The following is an 18,115-nucleotide window of genomic DNA, read 5'->3' as shown; positions in this document are numbered from 1 at the left end:
CGTCGCGGCATGAACCGAACTCCCGTCGGTGACGGGGAGTTGTGGCCATTGCGGGCGGCATAGGCGGCCGGAGTAGGCGTGTATACCACTTCCGCCTCTGCTGTGCGAACAACTTCTGTTATTCGGCGCATACTGCTGAAAGCAGACGGTCGTTGGGGTTACTGTCAGTTTCGTGTTCGCTGCAGAACGTCGCCAATTGATCCTCGAAATGGTGCGAGCGAACGGAGCCGTGTCGCTCCGTGAGCTCGCCCGCGTCGTCCAGACCTCCGAAGTGACCGTACGGCGGGACGTGCGCGCACTGGAGGCAGAAGGACTCCTCGACCGCCGGCACGGCGGTGCGGTATTGCCGGGCGGGTTCACGCGGGAATCCGGCTTTCCGCAGAAGTCACATCTCGCGACCGCCGAGAAGACGGCCGTCGCCGACCTCGCCGCGGGCTTCGTCGAAGAGGGCGAGGCCATCGTGGTGGGGGCGGGGACCACGACGCAGGAGCTGGCGCGCCGGCTCGCGCGGGTGCCCGGGCTGACCGTCGTCACCAACTCGCTGCTGGTGGCCCAGGCCCTCGCCCACGCCAACCGGGTCGAGGTCGTGATGACCGGAGGCACACTCCGGGGGTCCAACTACGCCCTGGTCGGATCGGGTGCCGAGCAGTCCCTCCAGGGGCTGCGGGTGTCCAAGGCCTTCCTGTCCGGGAGCGGCCTGACGGCGGAGCGGGGACTGTCCACGTCCAACATGCTCTCGGCCTCCGTCGACCGCGCACTGGTGCAGGCGGCCGCCGAGGTGGTGGTGCTCGCCGACCACTCCAAGCTGGGTACGGACACCATGTTCCAGACCGTGCCGACGGACGTGATCACCCGCCTGGTAACCGACGAACCGCCCGCCCACGACGACCGCTGCGCCACCGAGCTGCAGGCCCTGGCGGACCAGGGCGTGCAGATCGCCGTGGCGGGGGCGTCCGGAGGTGCGACGGGGTCCTCGGGGGCCTCCGGGGGTGAATCCGTCCCGGCGCGTCAGCAGCGCCGGGACGTGCCGCTTCCGGGGCCACGGCGTCAGGTCCCGGGCGCCGCCGCGGGGTTGCGGTCGGCCGCGGCCATGAGCGATCAGAACGCCGGTGCGGAACGGGCACGCGTCGCGGATCTGCGCCGACGCTGAGCCGCCGACGGTTCGCCGCGTCCCCGGCAGCGATGACGGGGCGCCCGGCGGACCGAGTGGTCGGTGTCCGCCGGGCGCCCCGTCGTCGTGTGGTGCGGGTGGTCAGTCCTTGATCTCGCAGATCGCGGCACCCGAGGTGACGGAAGCGCCGACCTCGGCGCCGAGGCCCTTGATGGTGCCGGCCTTGTGGGCGTTGATGGGCTGTTCCATCTTCATGGCCTCCAGGACGACGATCAGGTCGCCCTCCTGGACCTCCTGGCCCTCTTCCACGGCGATCTTGACGATGGTGCCCTGCATGGGCGAGGCGAGGGTGTCGCCGGAGGCCGCGGGGCCGGACTTCTTCGCCGCGCGGCGCTTGGGCTTGGCGCCGGCCGCCAGGCCGGTGCGGGCCAGGGACATGCCGAGCGAGGACGGGAGGGAGACCTCCAGGCGCTTGCCGCCGACCTCGACGACCACGGTCTCGCGGCCCGCGTCCTCGTCCGCCTCCGCGTCGGCGGGGGCGGAGAACGGCTTGATCTCGTTGACGAACTCCGTCTCGATCCAGCGGGTGTGGACCGTGAACGGGTCGGAGGAACCGGTCAGCTCGGGCGCGAAGGCCGGGTCGGTGACGACCGCGCGGTGGAAGGGGATGGCGGTGGCCATGCCCTCCACGGTGAACTCCTCCAGGGCGCGGGCGGCGCGCTGCAGGGCCTCCTTGCGGGTGCGGCCGGTGACGATGAGCTTCGCGAGCAGGGAGTCCCAGGCCGGGCCGATGACGCTGCCGGACTCGACGCCGGCGTCCAGGCGGACGCCCGGGCCGGTCGGCGGGGCGAACGTGGTCACCGTGCCGGGGGCCGGGAGGAAGTTGCGGCCCGGGTCCTCGCCGTTGATGCGGAACTCGAAGGAGTGGCCACGCAGGACCGGGTCGTCGTAGCCGAGCTTCTCGCCGTCGGCGATGCGGAACATCTCGCGCACCAGGTCGATGCCGGCGACTTCCTCGGTGACCGGGTGCTCGACCTGGAGGCGGGTGTTGACCTCCAGGAAGGAGATCGTGCCGTCCGCGCCGACCAGGAACTCCACCGTGCCGGCGCCGACGTATCCGGCCTCCTTCAGGATCGCCTTCGACGACGCGTACAGCTCGGCCAACTGCTCCTGGGACAGGAACGGCGCCGGGGCCTCCTCCACCAGCTTCTGGTGGCGGCGCTGGAGCGAGCAGTCACGGGTGGAGACGACGACCACGTTGCCGTGCTGGTCGGCCAGGCACTGCGTCTCCACGTGCCGGGGCTTGTCGAGGTAGCGCTCGACGAAGCACTCCCCGCGCCCGAACGCGGCCACCGCCTCGCGCACGGCGGAGTCGTACAGCTCGGGGACCTCTTCGAGGGTGCGGGCGACCTTGAGGCCGCGTCCGCCGCCGCCGAAGGCCGCCTTGATCGCGATCGGCAGGCCGTGTTCCTTCGCGAACGCCACGACCTCCTCCGAACCCGAGACCGGGTCCGGGGTGCCCGCGACCAGCGGGGCACCGGCCCGCTGGGCGATGTGCCTGGCCGCGACCTTGTCACCCAGGTCACGGATGGCCTGCGGCGGCGGGCCGATCCAGATCAGACCCGCGTCCAGCACCGCCTGCGCGAACTCGGCGTTCTCCGAGAGGAACCCGTAGCCGGGGTGGACGGCGTCCGCACCGGACTCCCGCGCGGCCTTGAGGACCTTGGAGATGTCCAGGTAGCTGGCGGCGGGGGTGTCACCACCCAGGGCGAACGCCTCATCAGCGACGCGGACATGCAGAGCGTCCCGGTCCGGGTCCGCGTAGACGGCCACGCTCGCGATCCCGGCGTCCCGGCAGGCCCGGGCCACGCGGACAGCGATTTCGCCACGGTTGGCGATGAGCACCTTGCGCACGATTGAGGCTCCCTCCTTGAAACAAGCCGAGTTTAGGGACTGCCGACACGGCACTTCGACCCGTCCCCAATGGTGAGCTTGCCCACACGGAGCGTGATTCGAGGCCCGCTCGACCCGCGAAAGTCCTCGTCGTACCGCGATACGCAGGACTCCTCGGGGAAACCCTAGCCTCCCGGTGTGGGCAAGGTCTCTGTAAGAGGGTGCTGCGGGCCACTCCGTTTCTTTGTGGAGTCCCTACGAATGGCCCAATGAATCTTTGCCCGCCGCAGACCCCTTGTCCCCAGGTTTACCCATGAGTAGCGTTCTGGACGTCTCGAACGTACCTGGGGTAACAGCTGCCGTGCGCGGCAGCGGTCGAAAGTGGGTGGGGACCGTGACAGTGCGCAGGCCGGTGGCGTGGACCGTGGCGGTCCTGCTCTTCGCGGAGGCGGTCGGTGTCGCGGCGCTCAACTGGTTCCTCGCGGTCGTCGTCGACCGGCAGGACATGTCCCTGGCCGGTCTCGACCCGGACATGATGTCCGTGTCCTCGAAGATCGGCGGGGTCGTCTTCGGGCTCTACTTCGCGCTGTGCGGGCTGGTCGCCCTGCTGGTGGCGGTGCGCGACCGGGCGCCCGCGGGCCTCGGCCGGATCCTGCTGATCAGCGCGGCCGTGGTGCACGGGCTGCTCGGCGCGTTCTCCTGGGGCCTGGTCGGGTGGCACGCTTTCCTGGCCATGGTCCTCGTCCTCGGCCTCGTCGTGCTCCTGCTGATGACCTACGACGCCCGTGAGGAGGCCGCCGCCGTCCGGCCCGACGACGGCACCCCCGGCGACGGCTCCCCGGTCAGCCCTCCGCCGGCGCCCACAACTCCGTGATGCCGACCCCCAGCTCGGCCAGCAGCCGCCGGAGCAGGGGCAGGCTGAGGCCGATCACGTTCCCGTGGTCGCCCTCGATGCCGTCGATGAAGGGGGCCGAACGGCCGTCCAGGGTGAAGGCCCCGGCGACGAACAGGGGCTCGCCGGAGGCCACGTAGGCGGCGATCTCCTCGTCGGTCGGCTCGCCGAAGTGGACGACGGTGGATGCGGTGGCCGCGACGTGGCGGCCGGAGGCGGTGTCCCAGACGCAGTGGCCGGTCTGCAGCGTGCCCGCCCGCCCGCGCATCGCCTTCCAGCGGGCGGTGGCCTCCTCGGCGTCCGCCGGCTTGCCGAGGGCCTGCCCGTCGAGGTCGAGCACCGAGTCGCAACCGATCACCAGGGCGCCGTGCACCTCGGGCTTGGCCGCCACGACGGAGGCCTTCGCCTCGGCGAGGGCCAGGGCCAGCTCGGCCGGCGTGGGCGCGGTGACGGCGTCCTCGTCGACGCCGCTGACGAGTACTTCGGGGACGAGGCCGGCCTGCCGGAGCAGGCCGAGCCGGGCCGGGGACTGGGAGGCGAGGACGAGTCGCCTGCGGCGCTGAGCGGTCATGCGGTCAGGTTAGCCACCGGTGCGGGGGCGGCTCATCTCAGGCCGATCACGATCATCGCGAGGACCATGGCCGTCGCCAGGAAAACGCTCAGCCGCCGCAGCATGACCTGCATGTCGCGCAGTTCCTCGGGCGGCTCGTTCTCGGGGTCGGACCACAGCATGCCACCAGCGTGGGGCTTCGGCGGCAGGGGGCGCCTGAGTAGCGGTACTCAGATGGGCGCCCCCCCGTTGTCCCTCCGTGCGCGGTTTCCCGCGCCCCTGAGGGCGTTCGCCTCAGCTCGGCCAGTAAGTGCGGCCCCACGACGCCGGGCCCGGCGGGGGCAGGTGGGCCGCCGCGATGCGGGACGGGTCGGACCACGCGTCGCGCGGGCCCTCGGCGCCGGACGGCTCGGCGGCCGCCGTCGCGGCGCGGGCGCGGACCACCGCCAGGGCGGCGGCCAGCTCCTCCGGGGTGGGGTTGCCCCGTACGACCTTGATCACAGCGGCTCCTTACAGGGGGATGTTGCCGTGCTTCTTCGGGGGAAGGGATTCCCGCTTGGTGCGCAGCTGACGCAGGCCGCGGACGATGTGGCGGCGGGTGTCGGACGGCATGATCACCGCGTCGACGTAGCCGCGTTCGGCCGCGACGTAGGGGTTGAGGAGGGCGTCCTCGTACTCCTGCATCAGGCGGGCGCGGGTGGCCTCGGCGTCGTCACCCGCGTCGGCGATGGCGCGGCGGTGCAGGATGTTGACGGCGCCCTGGGCGCCCATGACGGCGATCTGGGCGGTGGGCCAGGCCAGGTTGAGGTCGGCGCCCAGGTGCTTGGAGCCCATGACGTCGTAGGCGCCGCCGAAGGCCTTGCGGGTGATGACCGTGATGAGCGGGACGGTGGCCTCGGCGTAGGCGTAGATCAGCTTGGCGCCCCGGCGGATGATGCCGTCGTGCTCCTGGTCGACGCCCGGCAGGAAGCCGGGGACGTCCACGAAGGTCAGTACGGGCACATTGAAGGCGTCGCAGGTGCGCACGAAGCGAGCCGCCTTCTCGGAGGCCGTGATGTCCAGGCACCCGGCGAACTGCATCGGCTGGTTGGCGACGATGCCGACCGGGCGGCCCTCGACCCGGCCGAAGCCGGTGACGATGTTCGGCGCGAACAGCGGCTGCGTCTCGAAGAACTCGGCGTCGTCGAGGACGTGCTCGATCACGGCGTGCATGTCGTACGGCTGGTTCGCCGAGTCGGGGACGATCGTGTCCAGCTCGCGGTCCTCGTCCGTGACCTCGAGGTCCGCCTCCTCCGGGAAGGCCGGGGGCTCGGAGAGGTTGTTGGACGGCAGGTACGACAGCAGCTGCTTGACGTACTCGATGGCGTCCTTCTCGTCGCCGGCCATGTGGTGGGCCACGCCCGACGTGGAGTTGTGGGTGCGGGCGCCGCCCAGCTCCTCGAAGCCGACGTCCTCGCCGGTGACCGTCTTGATGACGTCGGGGCCGGTGATGAACATGTGGCTTGTCCGGTCGACCATCACCGTGAAGTCGGTGATCGCGGGCGAGTAGACCGCGCCGCCCGCGCACGGGCCGACGACCAGGCTGATCTGCGGGATCACGCCGGAGGCGTGGGTGTTGCGGCGGAAGATCTCGCCGTACGCCCCCAGGGAGGCCACGCCCTCCTGGATGCGGGCGCCGCCGGAGTCGTTGATCCCGATGACCGGGCAGCCGGTCTTCAGCGCGAAGTCCATCACCTTGACGATCTTCTGGCCGTAGACCTCGCCGAGGGCGCCGCCGAAGACGGTGAAGTCCTGGGAGAAGACGGCGACCGGGCGGCCGTCCACGGTGCCGTAGCCGGTGACGACGCCGTCGCCGTAAGGGCGGTTGGCGTCGAGGCCGAAGTTGGTGGAGCGGTGCCGGGCGAACTCGTCGAGCTCGACGAAGGAGCCCTCGTCGAGGAGGAGGCCGATGCGCTCACGGGCCGTCAGCTTGCCCTTGGCGTGCTGCTTTTCCACGGCGCGTTCCGAACCGGCGTGCGTCGCTTCCTCGATACGGCGCCTCAGGTCCGCGAGCTTGCCCGCGGTCGTGTGGATGTCGGGCTGCTGCTCTTCCGGCTCGGACATCGGGATGCGGCTCCCTGCCTGCTCAAAAAAGGGGGGGGACGGTTACTCGTTCGTAGAGTAGTAGGGGGTCTTCCGATCGGCAGTGCGGTGTTTCCCACACCTAGGGTGGGTTGCATGACGCCCCCAGATGCCTCTGGCTCCCCCAGCAACAACCGGTGGTCCGACCTGAGCCGGCCGCCCCTCGGCACCACGGCCCTGCGCCGGGGGCTCGTGCGGGAGGGCGGGCTGTGGCGGCGGGTGGACGTGGTGCAGCGCACCGGGTCCACCAACACCGACCTCGTGGCCCGTGCCGCCGCGGGCGAGGCGGATGAGGGTTCCGTGCTGGTCGCCGAGGAGCAGACCGCCGCGCGGGGGCGGCTGGACCGGCAGTGGTCGGCGCCGCCGCGCTCCGGTCTCTTCTTCTCGGTACTGCTGCGGCCCGCCGAGGTGCCCGTGCCGCGCTGGGGCTGGCTGCCGCTGCTCACCGGCGTCGCGGTGGCGACCGGGCTGTCCCGCGTCGCGGGCGTGGACACGGCCCTGAAATGGCCCAACGACCTCCTCGTCACCGTCGGAGACGAGGAGCGCAAGGCGGGCGGCATCCTCGCCGAGCGGGCCGGCGACGACGGGGTCGTCATCGGCGTCGGCGTCAACGTCAGCCTCCGGGCCGACGAGCTGCCGGTCCCCCGGGCCGGGTCGCTGGCGCTGGCCGGAGCCGTGAACACCGACCGGGACCCGCTGCTGCGGGGCGTGCTGCGCTCCCTGGAGGACTGGTACGGGCGGTGGCGGGCGGCCGAGGGCGACCCGGCGGCCAGCGGACTCCAGGAGACCTACGCCGCCGGGTGCGCGACGCTCGGGCGGATGGTGCGGGCGGAGCTCCCGGGCGACCGGTCGCTGGTGGGTGAGGCGGTCGCCGTGGACGGGGACGGGCGGCTGGTGCTGGCCACGGCGGCGGGCGTGCAGGAGCCGGTGGGAGCGGGGGACATCGTGCACTTGCGGTTGGCGTGAGGGCGGCCCCGGGCAGACGTGGTGTGCGGGCCGAGCGGGAGTGAGCTGGGGCACACCTGACGTAAAGTTGGGGCCGGTCGAACCTGACCGCGGCAGATCGGAAGGGCAGCAGGCGTGACCGTCGACGACACGGGCTCCGGCGCGGACGGGGACGGCCGGGTGGACCCCGAGCCCGGCCCGGACTCCGCCGACTCCGGCGAGGACCCGCTCGCACTGCGCCTGGAAGGGCTCATCCTGGGCGCCGAGCGCCGCTACACCCCCTTCCAGGCCGCCCGCAGCGCGGGCGTCTCCATGGAGCTGGCCTCCCGTTTCTGGCGGGCCATGGGCTTCGCCGACATAGGCCAGGCCAAGGCGCTCACCGAGGCGGACGTCCTCGCCCTGCGGCGGCTCGCCGGCCTGGTGGAGGCGGGGCTGCTCAGCGAGGCGATGGCGGTGCAGGTGGCGCGGTCCACCGGGCAGACCACCGCCCGGTTGGCGGAGTGGCAGATCGACTCCTTCCTGGAGGGGCTGACCGAGCCGCCCGAGCCCGGGATGACACGCACCGAGGTGACGTACCCGATCGTCGAGCTGCTCCTGCCCGAGCTGCAGGAGTTCCTGGTCTACGTCTGGCGGCGCCAGCTCGCCGCGTCGGCCGGCCGGGTCGTGCAGGCCGGGGACGACGAGGAGATGGTCGACCGGCGGCTCGCCGTCGGCTTCGCGGACCTGGTCGGCTTCACGCGGCTGACCCGCCGGATGGAGGAGGAGGAGCTCGGCGAGCTGGTCGAAGCCTTCGAGACCACCGCCGCCGACCTGGTCGCCGCGCGCGGCGGGCGCCTGATCAAGACCCTCGGCGACGAGGTGCTCTACGCCGCCGACGACGCCGGCACCGCCGCCGAGATCGCGCTGCTCCTCGTCGAGACGATGGCGAACGACGAGACCATGCCGGAACTGCGCGTCGGCATCGCCTTCGGCACTGTGACCACCCGGATGGGCGACGTCTTCGGCACGACCGTCAACCTCGCCTCGCGGCTCACGTCGATAGCCCCCCGCGACGCCGTACTCGTCGACTCCGCCCTCGCCGAGGAGCTGGTCCGGACCCGGGACGCCCCCGCCTCGGAGGCGGCGGCGGCCGAGGAAGCCGCCACGGCCGAGAAGGAGGGCGAGGAGCCGCCGGCGTACCGCTTCGCGCTCCAGCCGATGTGGCAGCGGCCGGTGCGCGGTCTCGGCGTGGTCGAGCCGTGGCTGCTCACGCGGCGGGGGGACGGCGGAAAGTCCTGAGGGCTCCTGTCCAGGGTTTCCCCCGAGCCGGACGCTGCGCGCCGGGCCGCTGTGTACCGGGCCGTCCCGTGCCGGACCGTCCTGCCCGGGGGCGGCACGGACCGCGTCAGCCGGCGTCGTCGAGCAGGCCCACGCAGAGGCCGATGATCGGCACGCACAGGCCCGGGTCATCGGGTTCCGGGGCCGGTGCGGGGGCCGGTGGGGGCGTACTGCGACTCGGTGGTGATGTGGGGCGTGGTGCGGGAGCACCGGCGGCGGGGGGAGCACCGGTGCCGGGGGACGGCTCCGGCGGCCGCGGTGACTGCGCAGTGCGCTTGGCCGGAGTCCGGGCGTCCGGCCTCGTGGCGTCCGGGTTCTGGCCGTGCCGGTCCGGGGACCCCGGGGCCGCTGTCGAGGAGGGCCGGAGCGCGCCCGAGGAGCCCTCGGCGGACAGGCGCGGCCCCGGAGATCCGCCCAGACCGCCCAGCGCCGAGGTCGCCGACGGACTCGCCTCCGGTGAACCGGCGGTGCTCGTCGCGGCAGGCGCCGAGGCCCCGTCCGTCGCGGTGTCCCGCACCGCGCCCGTCTCCAGGCGTGGCCCGGCGTCCGCGCGGACCCCGCCCGCGTCCGTGCCGCCGGTGCCGGGCAGCAGGCGTACGAGGCTCAGTGCGCCGGCCGCGAGAGCGAGGCCGCCGGTGGTCAGCAGCGCCGTGCGGGGGCGGGGCCGGCGGTGCCGCCCGCGGTGGCCCCACGGGTGCCGCGGCTTCGGCGCCGTACCGAACGTGGTCGTACCGGTCGTACCGGTCGTCGTCATGGGCCCTCCCCGGTGCGCACACGCGCCCCCCTGCGCCGTGACGGAGCGACGCTACGTGCCGATGGCGGCCGGGGTGCGGCGGTCGGCCGAATGTCACTCGAACGGGTGGGCGGGGTGGTGTCGGGGCGATGCGGGGGAGCGGGCGTGCCCGGCCTTTCGCCGAGCGGGTCCGCCTGCGATGATCGGGCCGTCGAGTTGTTAACCCGCGTTAACCGGAGGGTGTCATGAGCGAGGAGCGGTTCGGAGAGTTCGTCCTGGTGCGGCGGCACGGGGACGGGCATGTCGCGGAGCTCGCGCTCGACCGGCCGAAGGCCATGAACGCCGTGTCGACCGCCATGGCCCGGTCCATCGGCGCGGCGTGCGCGGCCCTGGACGACGACCCGAGCGTACGGGTCGTGGTGCTGACCTCCACCCACGAGCGGGCGTTCTGCGTCGGCGCCGACCTCAAGGAGCGCAACTCCTTCTCCGACGCCGACCTGCTGCGGCAGCGGCCGGTGACGCGGGGCGCGTACACCGCGGTGCTGGAGCTGGCGGTGCCGACGGTGGCTGCCGTACACGGGTTCGCGCTGGGCGGCGGCTTCGAGCTGGCGCTGTCCTGCGACGTGATCGTGGCCGACCCCACGGCGGTGGTGGGGCTGCCCGAGGTGTCCGTCGGCGTGATCCCCGGTGGCGGGGGCACGCAGCTGCTGCCGCGCCGGGTGGGGGCTGCGCGCGCCGCCGAGCTGGTGTTCACGGCGCGGCGGGTGGAGGCCGCCGAGGCGCGGGAGCTGGGGCTCGTGGACCAGCTCGTGGCCGAGGGGCGGGACCGGGAGGAGGCGCTGGAGCTGGCCTCCCGGATGGCCGCGAACTCTCCCGTGGGGCTGCGGGCGGCCAAGCGGGCGCTGCGGCTCGGACACGGGCTGGACCTGCGGGCCGGCCTCGAGGTCGAGGACGCGGCCTGGCGGTCGGTGGCATTCTCCGGTGACCGGGCGGAGGGCGTCGCGGCGTTCAACGAGAAGCGGGCGCCGCGCTGGCCGGGGGAGTGAGGCCGTCGCGTGGTGGGCGCCCCCGTTCGCCCTGTATGAATCCCGTTTCTCCCTATATCTCCCTAGCCTGGAGTGATGGGTGAGGACAGGCGGCTCACGGCCGTGGTGGCGTTGGCGCAGGGTATGGCCGCCGCGCAGAGCACGCGCGAGGCGTGGCGGGCGGCGGCCCTCGGCGGGTGCCTGGCGCTGGGCGGCAGCTTCGCGGCGCTGTCGGTGTGGGAGCGCGAGCTGGGCCGGCTCAGGGTCCTGGTGAACGTGGGCGAGCTGGCCGAGGGCGAGGAGGAGTTCCCCGAGGACGAGTCCTACCCGGTGCACCAGTTCGCGGAGATCACCGAGTTCCTGCACGAGCGCTGGGCCGGCGGCGGTGAGCCCGACGCCTGGGTCGAGACGGCCGAGGGTCCCGCCGCCGGACGCCCCGGGTACGTCCACCAGCGTGTCGCCGCTCTGCGCCGCCGGGGGCGCGGCTGCTGCGTGGTCGCGCCGATCGTGCTGCACGGCCGCGCCTGGGGGGAGCTGTACGTGGCCCGCCCGGTGGGGGAGCGGGTCTTCGAGCGGGCGGACGCCGACTTCGCCACCGTGCTGGCCTCGGTGGTCGCCGCCGGGATCGCGCAGACCGAGCGGCTGGAGGAGGTCCGGCGCCTCGCCTACACGGACGCGCTCACCGGGCTGGCCAACCGCCGCGCCGTCGACGCCGCGCTGGACGAGGCGGTCGAGCGGCACCGCGCGGAACACGTCGTCGTCAGTCTCGTCGTCTGCGATCTGAACGGCTTGAAACGGGTCAACGACACACACGGGCATGCCGTCGGCGACCGGCTGCTGGAACGTTTCGGTTCGGTGCTGTCCCTGTGCGGGGCGATGCTGCCGGGGGCGCTCGCGGCGCGGCTCGGCGGGGACGAGTTCTGCCTGCTCGCGGTGGGGCCGCCCGCCGACGCGGTGGCGAAGGCCGCCGAGGAGCTGTGCCGGCGGGCGGCCGAGCTGGAGCTCGGCGACGGTGTGGCCTGCGGGGTCGCGTCCACGGAGGATCCCGTGGGTCCGGTGCGCTCCGCCCGCCGGCTGTTCCGGCTCGCGGACGCCGCCCAGTACCGCGCCAAGGCGGAACGGGCGGCCGGGCCGGTCGTCGCGGGGCGCGAGGGGCCCGACGACCCCGTCGTGCGGCTGGCGGACGAGCCGTCCCGGGAGGAGGACGGGGAGCGCAGGCGGTTCCGCGGTCGGCACTCGCCGTGACTCGGCGCCGGTAAGGGGCGCAGGTCGCACGCATCCGTGACGTACCCCCTCGTGACATCATCGAATTCACTGCGTACGCTCCTGAATATGGATATGCACACTGTGGTGGTGGGGACGTCCGGGGTCACCGCGTCCGACGTCCTCGCCGTGGCGCGCGCCGGCGCCCGGATCGAGCTTTCCGAGGAGGCGGTGGCGGCCCTCGCCGCGGCCCGCGAGATCGTGGACGCGCTGGCCGCCAAGCCGGACCCCGTGTACGGCGTCAGCACCGGCTTCGGCGCCCTGGCGACCCGGCACATCAGCCCCGACCTGCGGGCGCGGCTCCAGCGCAACATCGTCCGCTCGCACGCCGCCGGCATGGGCCCGCGCGTCGAGCGCGAGGTGGTCCGCGCGCTGATGTTCCTGCGGCTGAAGACCGTCTGCTCGGGGCACACCGGAGTCCGACCCGAGGTCGCGCAGACCATGGCCGACGTGCTCAACGCCGGGATCACCCCGGTCGTGCACGAATACGGCTCCCTCGGCTGCTCCGGCGACCTCGCCCCGCTCTCGCACTGCGCCCTCACCCTCATGGGCGAGGGGGACGCCGAGGGCCCCGACGGCACCGTACGGCCCGCCGGTGAACTGCTCGCCGAGCACGGGATCGCCCCGGTCGAACTGCGCGAGAAGGAGGGCCTCGCCCTCCTCAACGGCACCGACGGCATGCTCGGCATGCTGGTCATGGCCCTCGCCGACCTCGACACCCTCTACAAGAGCGCCGACATCACCGCCGCGCTGACCATGGAGGCCCTGCTCGGCACCGACAAGGTGCTCGTGCCCGAACTGCACGCCATCCGCCCGCACCCCGGGCAGGCCGCCAGCGCCGCCAACATGGCCGCCGTGCTCAAGGGCTCGCGTCTCACCGGCCACCACCAGGACGACGCCCCCCGCGTCCAGGACGCCTACTCCGTGCGCTGCGCCCCGCAGGTCGCCGGCGCCGGACGCGACACCATGGCCCACGCCGGCCTGGTCGCCGAGCGGGAGCTGGCGGCGGCCGTGGACAACCCGGTCGTCCTCCCCGACGGACGCGTGGAGTCCAACGGCAACTTCCACGGCGCTCCGGTCGCCTACGTCCTGGACTTCCTCGCCGTCGCCGTCGCCGACCTCGGCTCCATCGCCGAGCGGCGTACCGACCGGCTGCTGGACAAGAACCGCAGCCACGGTCTGCCGCCGTTCCTCGCGGACGACGCCGGCGTCGACTCCGGCCTGATGATCGCCCAGTACACGCAGGCCGCCCTGGTCAGCGAGTTGAAGCGGCTGGCCGTACCGGCGTCGGCGGACTCCATCCCGTCCTCCGCGATGCAGGAGGACCACGTGTCCATGGGCTGGTCGGCGGCGCGGAAGCTGCGCACCGCCGTCGACAACCTCACCCGCGTGATCGCCGTCGAGCTGTACGCCGCCACGCGCGCCATCCAGCTCCGCGAGGGCCTGACCCCGGCCCCGGCCTCCCGGGCCGTCATCGACGCCGTACGGGCGGCAGGCGTGGAGGGCCCCGGCCCGGACCGCTACCTGGCGCCCGACCTCGCCGCGGCCGAAGTGTTCGTGCGCCACGGGCGTCTGGTCGCGGCGGCGGAGACGGTCACCGGGCCGCTGCGCTGACCCGACGAGCGCGGCGCGGAGGGGCCGGCGGGATGACCGGAGCCCTCCGCGCCTCACTTCTCCGAGAACGCGGAAACAACGTCAAGTGTTCTCAGAAATCGAGGCGTTCCCGGCGCACCGAGTACCCGACGAAGCCGACGCCGAGTCCGAGGCACAGGGTGCCGCCGACGACGTACGGCGTGCTGTCGAAGCTTCCGGTGTCGGCCAGGCGGGCGGTGTCCTCACCGGTGGTCGTCGTGTCCGTGGACGCGGCTCTGGCCTGTGCGGTGACCTGCGGGGACGGGCTCGCGGCGGCGGACTCGAGCACCGGTGTGTCCGGGGTCGCGTTCGCGGACGGGACGAACCACAGGGCGCACAGCAGACCACCCGCGGTGGCGGCGGTCAGCAACGGACGGCGAGCGGATGACACGGAATATCGATCCCCTTGTGGCGCTGGCGAATTGGCCGTGTGGGCAGATGTTAGTGAAAGTCGCGGGTCACAGGAAAGCCACGGGAGCGGTCGGCCTTACGCTCCGGGCATGAGCACTCCAGAGACATCGCGTTTTGTGCGGGTTCGCGTCGACCTCGTCCTCGAGGTCGACGACGAACAGGCCGTCACCGGGGCCGCGCTGCAGGCACTCGCCGACGACGCCGACCTGTCCGACGCCGAGCGGGCCCACGCCGAGCGGGCTGTGACGGACGACACCGCGGAGGCCCTGGCCTACCTCGTCGACCCGTTCGACCTGGTGGGCGAGGTGCCCGGGGTGGAGCTCCAGCAGGCGTCCTGGAGCAGTGAGCAGACCGACTACGACCCCGACTCGCCCGAATGGGACCTCGACGAGGATGATGGTGACGAGAGCGACCCGGAAGACGATGAAATGACGGTCGGCTGACGCAGTGTGGGGAAATACCTGGCCCCGGGCGGCAACCGCCGTCCGGGGTTTCGTCGTCTCACGGGGTGCACGGACCGCACGTACCGCCTCCGTACCGCCGCGCGTCACCCCGTCCGAGCGGAAACGTGGTATGCCCCACACCGGGTAGCGATGTGGAACGGGACGAGCCGGTCGTAGCGTTGAAAGTTCTTGACGGGGAATCTCGGGGTCACGGGAATCGGCGACGATGGAGAAGCGTGTGATGACGGACGGTAAGCGGCGCAAGGGCCTGGTGGCCGCGTCCGCACTGCTCGGCGGTGTGCTGGTGCTCTCGGCATGTTCCAGTAGCGACGCCGACACCTCCGGCGGGGACGGCAGGACCTCGCAGGCCGAGGCCGACGAGGCCGCGGCGAAGAAGTCGTCCCAGGCCGAGATCAAGATCACGCCCGGGGACGGCTCCGACAACGCCTCCATCAACAACTCCGCCGCCGTCACCGTGAGCAAGGGCACGCTCACCGAGGTCAAGATGACCGCCACCGACGGCACGGTGGTCGAGGGCCAGATATCCGCCGACAAGACCAGCTGGAAGCCCTCCGGTCAGCTGGAGCGGGCCACCAAGTACCAGATCACGGCGACCGCGCAGGACTCCGACGGCCGCGCCGCCCACGAGAACGCGTCGTTCACCACGGTCTCCCCGAAGAACAGCTTCATCGGCACCTTCACCCCGGACGACGGCACCACCGTCGGCGTGGGCATGCCCGTGTCGATCAACTTCGACAAGCAGATCACCGACAAGGCCGCCGTCCAGAAGGGCATCACGGTCAACACCAGCAGCGGCCAGGAGGTCGCCTGCCACTGGTTCAGCACCCAGCGCATGGACTGCCGCCCCCAGGACTACTGGCAAGAGGGCTCGACCGTCACCCTCAAGCTGGCGCTCGACGGGGTCGAGGGCGCCGAGGGCGTCTACGGCGTCCAGCAGAAGACGGTCACCTTCAAGATCGGCCGCAACCAGATCTCCTACGTCGACGCGAAGACCAAGCAGATGAAGGTCACGCAGGACGGCAAGACGGTCAAGACCATCCCGATCTCCGCCGGCTCCCCCGAGAACAAGACCTACGAAGGCCAGATGGTGATCTCCGAGAAGTACAAGGAGACCCGGATGGACGGCTCGACGGTGGGCTTCACCGACGACGACGGCAAGGGCGAGTACGACATCAAGGACGTGCCCCACGCCATGCGCCTGAGCACCTCCGGCACCTTCATCCACGGTAACTACTGGGGCAAGGGCATCTTCGGCAAGGCCAACACCAGCCACGGCTGCGTCGGCCTGGCCGACGCCCAGGGCGCCGACGACCCGAACACGCCGGGCGCCTGGTTCTACGACAACTCCATGATCGGTGACGTGGTCGTCGTCCAGAACACCGGCGACAAGACCATCGCCCCGGACAACGGCCTCAACGGCTGGAACATGGACTGGGCCCAGTGGAAGGCGGGTTCGGCGGTCTGACGCCGAAATACCGGCGGTACGGCAGTACTTCCCGGGAGGGTCTCCGCTCGGGCAGCACTTCCGCTCAGTTCAGTCAGGACTTCGCACAGGCGCCCGCCACCCCGCGCAACGGGGCGGCGGGCGCCCGCCGTTCGCCCGGCTTCCCGTCCGCGCCCGGCCGGTGCCGGACCCGCCGCCTCAGGGCTGCGGCGGGGACGACGCGGGCAGCGCGGACGCCGCGTCCGTCCCCCAGCTCGCCAGCAGCCGCAGCGCCTCCGCCGACGGCGAGCCCGGCTCGGCGTGGTACGTCACGAACGCCTGCTCGTCGTCGTCGACCAGGCGGAACGTCTCGAAGGACAGGGTCAGTTCACCGACCAGCGGGTGCCGCATCCGCTTGACGCCGTGGCTCTTCTCCTTGACGTCGTGCGTGGCCCACAGCCGCCGGAACTCCTCGCTCTTCACGGACAGCTCGCCCACCAGCGCGGACAGCCGCGGATCGTCCGGGTGCCGGCCCGCGTCCATCCGCAGGAAGCTGACCATGTCGTACGCCTTCTGGTCCCAGTCCACGAACAGCTCGCGGTAGTCCGGGTTCAGGAACACCAGCCGCGCCCAGTTCCGCTCCTCGGCGGGCAGCCTGCCCCAGTCGCCGAAGAGGGCCGCCGCCATCCGGTTCCAGGCGAGGATCTCCGAGCGCCGGCCCGAGACGTACGCCGGGACCGTGTCGATCGACTCCAGCAACTGGTGCAGCGCCACCCGCACCGGCTGCTGTGCCCGCGACCCCGTGGCGCGCCTGCGCTGCTGCTTCGGCTTCGCCAGGTGCGTCAGGTGCGCCTGCTCGGCGTCGGACAGCCTGAGCGCGCGGGCGATCGCGTCCAGGACCTCAGCCGACACGTTCCGCCCGTTGCCCTGCTCCAGGCGCGTGTAGTACGCCACCGACACCCCGGCCAGCTGCGCCAGCTCCTCCCGCCGCAGCCCCGGCACCCGGCGGTGCCGCCCGAAGGACGGCAGCCCCACGTCCTCCGGCTTCAGGCGGGCCCTGCGGGTGCGCAGGAACTCGCTCAGTTCGGCACGCCGGTCCAGCTGTCCATCCATGTGTCCCAGTATCGCCGGACGTATTCCCGGTCGTACGCACAGGAGCCTGTCCCCGCCAGTGGTACGCACACCGGTCGTACGCAAAGGCGTGGTCTGGGCGAAACCGCAGGCCGCAGGCAGGGTGGAGGCATCACCCAGTCAATGCCAAGAGAATCCCGGAGACCCGGCATGACCACTGTCGCCGCGTACGCAGCACCCGCCGCCAAGGCCCCGCTGGAGCGCACCACCATCGAGCGGCGCGAGGTGGGCGAGTACGACGTCCTGATCGACATCAAGTTCGCCGGCATCTGCCACTCCGACATCCACCAGGCCCGCGAGGGCTGGGGCGAGGCCATCTTCCCGATGGTCCCCGGGCACGAGATCGCCGGTGTCGTCGAGGCCGTCGGCTCCGGCGTCACCGAGTTCAAGGTCGGCGACCGCGTCGGCGTCGGCTGTCTCGTCGACTCCTGCCGCGAGTGCGAGAACTGCAAGGCCGGCATGGAGCAGCACTGCCTCAAGGGCAGCGTCGGCACGTACAACGCCGTCGGCTACGACGGTGAGCCCACCTACGGCGGCTACTCGCAGAAGGTCGTCGTGGCCGAGGCCTTCACCGTCCGCATCCCCGACGGGCTGCCGCTCGACGTGGCCGCGCCGCTGCTGTGCGCGGGCATCACCACGTACTCCCCGCTCAAGCACTGGGGCGTCGGCCCGGGCAAGAAGGTCGCCGTGATCGGTCTGGGCGGCCTCGGCCACATGGGCGTCAAGATCGCCCACGCGATGGGCGCCGAGGTCACCGTGCTGTCGCAGTCGCTGCGCAAGAAGGACGACGGCCTGAAGATGGGCGCCGACCACTACTACGCGACCAGCGACGAGCAGACCTTCCAGGAGCTCGCGGGCACCTTCGACGTGATCCTCTCCACGGTCTCCGCGCCGCTGGACTTCGGCTCCTACCTCGGCCTGCTCAAGACCGGCGGTGCCCTGGTGAACGTCGGCGCCCCCGAGGAGCCGGTCGCCCTGAACCTGTTCTCGCTCATCGGCGGTAACAAGACCCTCGCCGGCTCCATGATCGGCGGCATCGCCGAGACCCAGGAGATGCTGGACTTCTGCGCCGCGCACGGCATCGGCGCCGAGATCGAGCTGATCGCCGCGTCGGAGATCAACGAGGCGTACGAGCGGGTCCTGGCGAGCGACGTGCGGTACCGCTTCGTGATCGACACCGCGACGATCTGACCCGACCGGTAGG

General features: G+C 72.2%; 18 protein-coding genes. 10 read left to right on the top strand and 8 right to left on the bottom strand.

Going from position 1 to position 18,115, the window contains the following annotated elements; genetic code table 11:
- The first annotated feature begins 208 nt into the window (after positions 1-208).
- Positions 209-1,150: a DeoR/GlpR family DNA-binding transcription regulator gene (locus IE142_RS05020; RefSeq protein ID WP_229830167.1), complete on the top strand. Its 942-nt coding sequence runs from the start codon at positions 209-211 to the stop codon at positions 1,148-1,150.
- Positions 1,151-1,252: 102 nt separating this feature from the next.
- Here IE142_RS05020 and IE142_RS05015 read toward each other — a convergent pair whose 3' ends face one another.
- Positions 1,253-3,025 carry an acetyl/propionyl/methylcrotonyl-CoA carboxylase subunit alpha gene (locus tag IE142_RS05015; RefSeq protein ID WP_191884584.1) on the bottom strand — a complete coding sequence of 591 codons (1,773 nt, stop codon included), beginning with the start codon at positions 3,023-3,025 and terminating at the stop codon, positions 1,253-1,255.
- A 373-nt stretch (positions 3,026-3,398) separates the two neighbouring features.
- On the opposite strand from IE142_RS05015, the gene IE142_RS05010 reads away from it, so the two are divergent.
- Positions 3,399-3,878 (top strand): hypothetical protein, encoded by a 480-nt coding sequence (locus IE142_RS05010; protein WP_191884583.1) that lies wholly within the window; start codon positions 3,399-3,401, stop codon positions 3,876-3,878.
- On the opposite strand, the gene IE142_RS05005 is transcribed toward IE142_RS05010, so the two are convergent.
- The 4 genes from IE142_RS05005 to IE142_RS04995 all read right to left on the bottom strand — a co-directional run bounded on the left by IE142_RS05005 (position 3,847) and on the right by IE142_RS04995 (position 6,549).
- Positions 3,847-4,467, bottom strand: a complete 621-nt coding sequence (locus IE142_RS05005; protein ID WP_043380604.1) for a nucleoside triphosphate pyrophosphatase — start codon at positions 4,465-4,467, stop codon at positions 3,847-3,849. The two genes, IE142_RS05010 and IE142_RS05005, sit on opposite strands and share 32 nt — an antisense overlap.
- A gap of 32 nt (positions 4,468-4,499) precedes the next feature.
- Positions 4,500-4,628, bottom strand: coding sequence for a morphogenic membrane protein MmpB (gene mmpB / locus IE142_RS37310; protein WP_268252948.1), 129 nt, complete (start codon positions 4,626-4,628; stop codon positions 4,500-4,502).
- 112 nt (positions 4,629-4,740) lie between these two features.
- On the bottom strand, positions 4,741-4,947 hold the full coding sequence (locus IE142_RS05000) for an acyl-CoA carboxylase epsilon subunit (protein ID WP_043380602.1): 207 nt from the start codon (positions 4,945-4,947) through the stop codon (positions 4,741-4,743).
- 9 nt (positions 4,948-4,956) lie between these two features.
- Entirely contained in the window at positions 4,957-6,549 is a 1,593-nt protein-coding gene (locus IE142_RS04995) for an acyl-CoA carboxylase subunit beta (protein WP_191884582.1), read from the bottom strand.
- Positions 6,550-6,663: 114 nt separating this feature from the next.
- Here IE142_RS04995 and IE142_RS04990 point away from each other — a divergent pair, with 114 nt between their 5' ends.
- Together IE142_RS04990 and IE142_RS04985 are read left to right on the top strand one after the other, a co-directional pair.
- Positions 6,664-7,533, top strand: coding sequence for a biotin--[acetyl-CoA-carboxylase] ligase (locus IE142_RS04990; protein ID WP_191884581.1), 870 nt, complete (start codon positions 6,664-6,666; stop codon positions 7,531-7,533).
- 114 nt (positions 7,534-7,647) lie between these two features.
- Positions 7,648-8,790: an adenylate/guanylate cyclase domain-containing protein gene (locus tag IE142_RS04985; RefSeq protein WP_191884580.1), complete on the top strand. Its 1,143-nt coding sequence runs from the start codon at positions 7,648-7,650 to the stop codon at positions 8,788-8,790.
- Between the two features lie 106 nt (positions 8,791-8,896).
- Here IE142_RS04985 and IE142_RS04980 read toward each other — a convergent pair whose 3' ends face one another.
- Entirely contained in the window at positions 8,897-9,583 is a 687-nt protein-coding gene (locus tag IE142_RS04980) for a hypothetical protein (RefSeq protein WP_229830163.1), read from the bottom strand.
- Between the two features lie 224 nt (positions 9,584-9,807).
- On the opposite strand from IE142_RS04980, the gene IE142_RS04975 reads away from it, so the two are divergent.
- From IE142_RS04975 to hutH, 3 genes are all read left to right on the top strand, one after another.
- Positions 9,808-10,608, top strand: coding sequence for an enoyl-CoA hydratase/isomerase family protein (locus IE142_RS04975; protein ID WP_191884579.1), 801 nt, complete (start codon positions 9,808-9,810; stop codon positions 10,606-10,608).
- A 75-nt stretch (positions 10,609-10,683) separates the two neighbouring features.
- Complete coding sequence (locus IE142_RS04970) at positions 10,684-11,832, top strand: GGDEF domain-containing protein (protein WP_191884578.1); 1,149 nt, start codon at positions 10,684-10,686, stop codon at positions 11,830-11,832.
- A 93-nt stretch (positions 11,833-11,925) separates the two neighbouring features.
- Complete coding sequence (gene hutH / locus IE142_RS04965) at positions 11,926-13,464, top strand: histidine ammonia-lyase (protein ID WP_191885038.1); 1,539 nt, start codon at positions 11,926-11,928, stop codon at positions 13,462-13,464.
- Between the two features lie 91 nt (positions 13,465-13,555).
- Here hutH and IE142_RS04960 read toward each other — a convergent pair whose 3' ends face one another.
- Positions 13,556-13,873, bottom strand: a complete 318-nt coding sequence (locus IE142_RS04960; protein ID WP_191884577.1) for a hypothetical protein — start codon at positions 13,871-13,873, stop codon at positions 13,556-13,558.
- Between the two features lie 109 nt (positions 13,874-13,982).
- Between IE142_RS04960 and IE142_RS04955 the strand changes: the two genes are divergently transcribed.
- Complete coding sequence (locus IE142_RS04955; protein ID WP_043380583.1) at positions 13,983-14,336, top strand: hypothetical protein; 354 nt, start codon at positions 13,983-13,985, stop codon at positions 14,334-14,336.
- Positions 14,337-14,577: 241 nt separating this feature from the next.
- Positions 14,578-15,822 carry a L,D-transpeptidase gene (locus IE142_RS04950; protein ID WP_191884576.1) on the top strand — a complete coding sequence of 415 codons (1,245 nt, stop codon included), beginning with the start codon at positions 14,578-14,580 and terminating at the stop codon, positions 15,820-15,822.
- A 177-nt stretch (positions 15,823-15,999) separates the two neighbouring features.
- On the opposite strand, the gene IE142_RS04945 is transcribed toward IE142_RS04950, so the two are convergent.
- Complete coding sequence (locus IE142_RS04945) at positions 16,000-16,893, bottom strand: helix-turn-helix domain-containing protein (protein WP_191884575.1); 894 nt, start codon at positions 16,891-16,893, stop codon at positions 16,000-16,002.
- A gap of 168 nt (positions 16,894-17,061) precedes the next feature.
- Here IE142_RS04945 and IE142_RS04940 point away from each other — a divergent pair, with 168 nt between their 5' ends.
- Complete coding sequence (locus IE142_RS04940) at positions 17,062-18,102, top strand: NAD(P)-dependent alcohol dehydrogenase (RefSeq protein ID WP_191884574.1); 1,041 nt, start codon at positions 17,062-17,064, stop codon at positions 18,100-18,102.
- Positions 18,103-18,115: the final 13 nt, after the last annotated feature.

Origin of the sequence: Streptomyces mutabilis, assembly GCF_014649815.1 — a bacterium.
Taxonomy (GTDB): Bacteria; Actinomycetota; Actinomycetes; order Streptomycetales; family Streptomycetaceae; genus Streptomyces; species Streptomyces mutabilis.
Note: the sequence above shows the minus strand (reverse complement) of the source record. Positions and strands in the feature narration are given on the sequence as shown.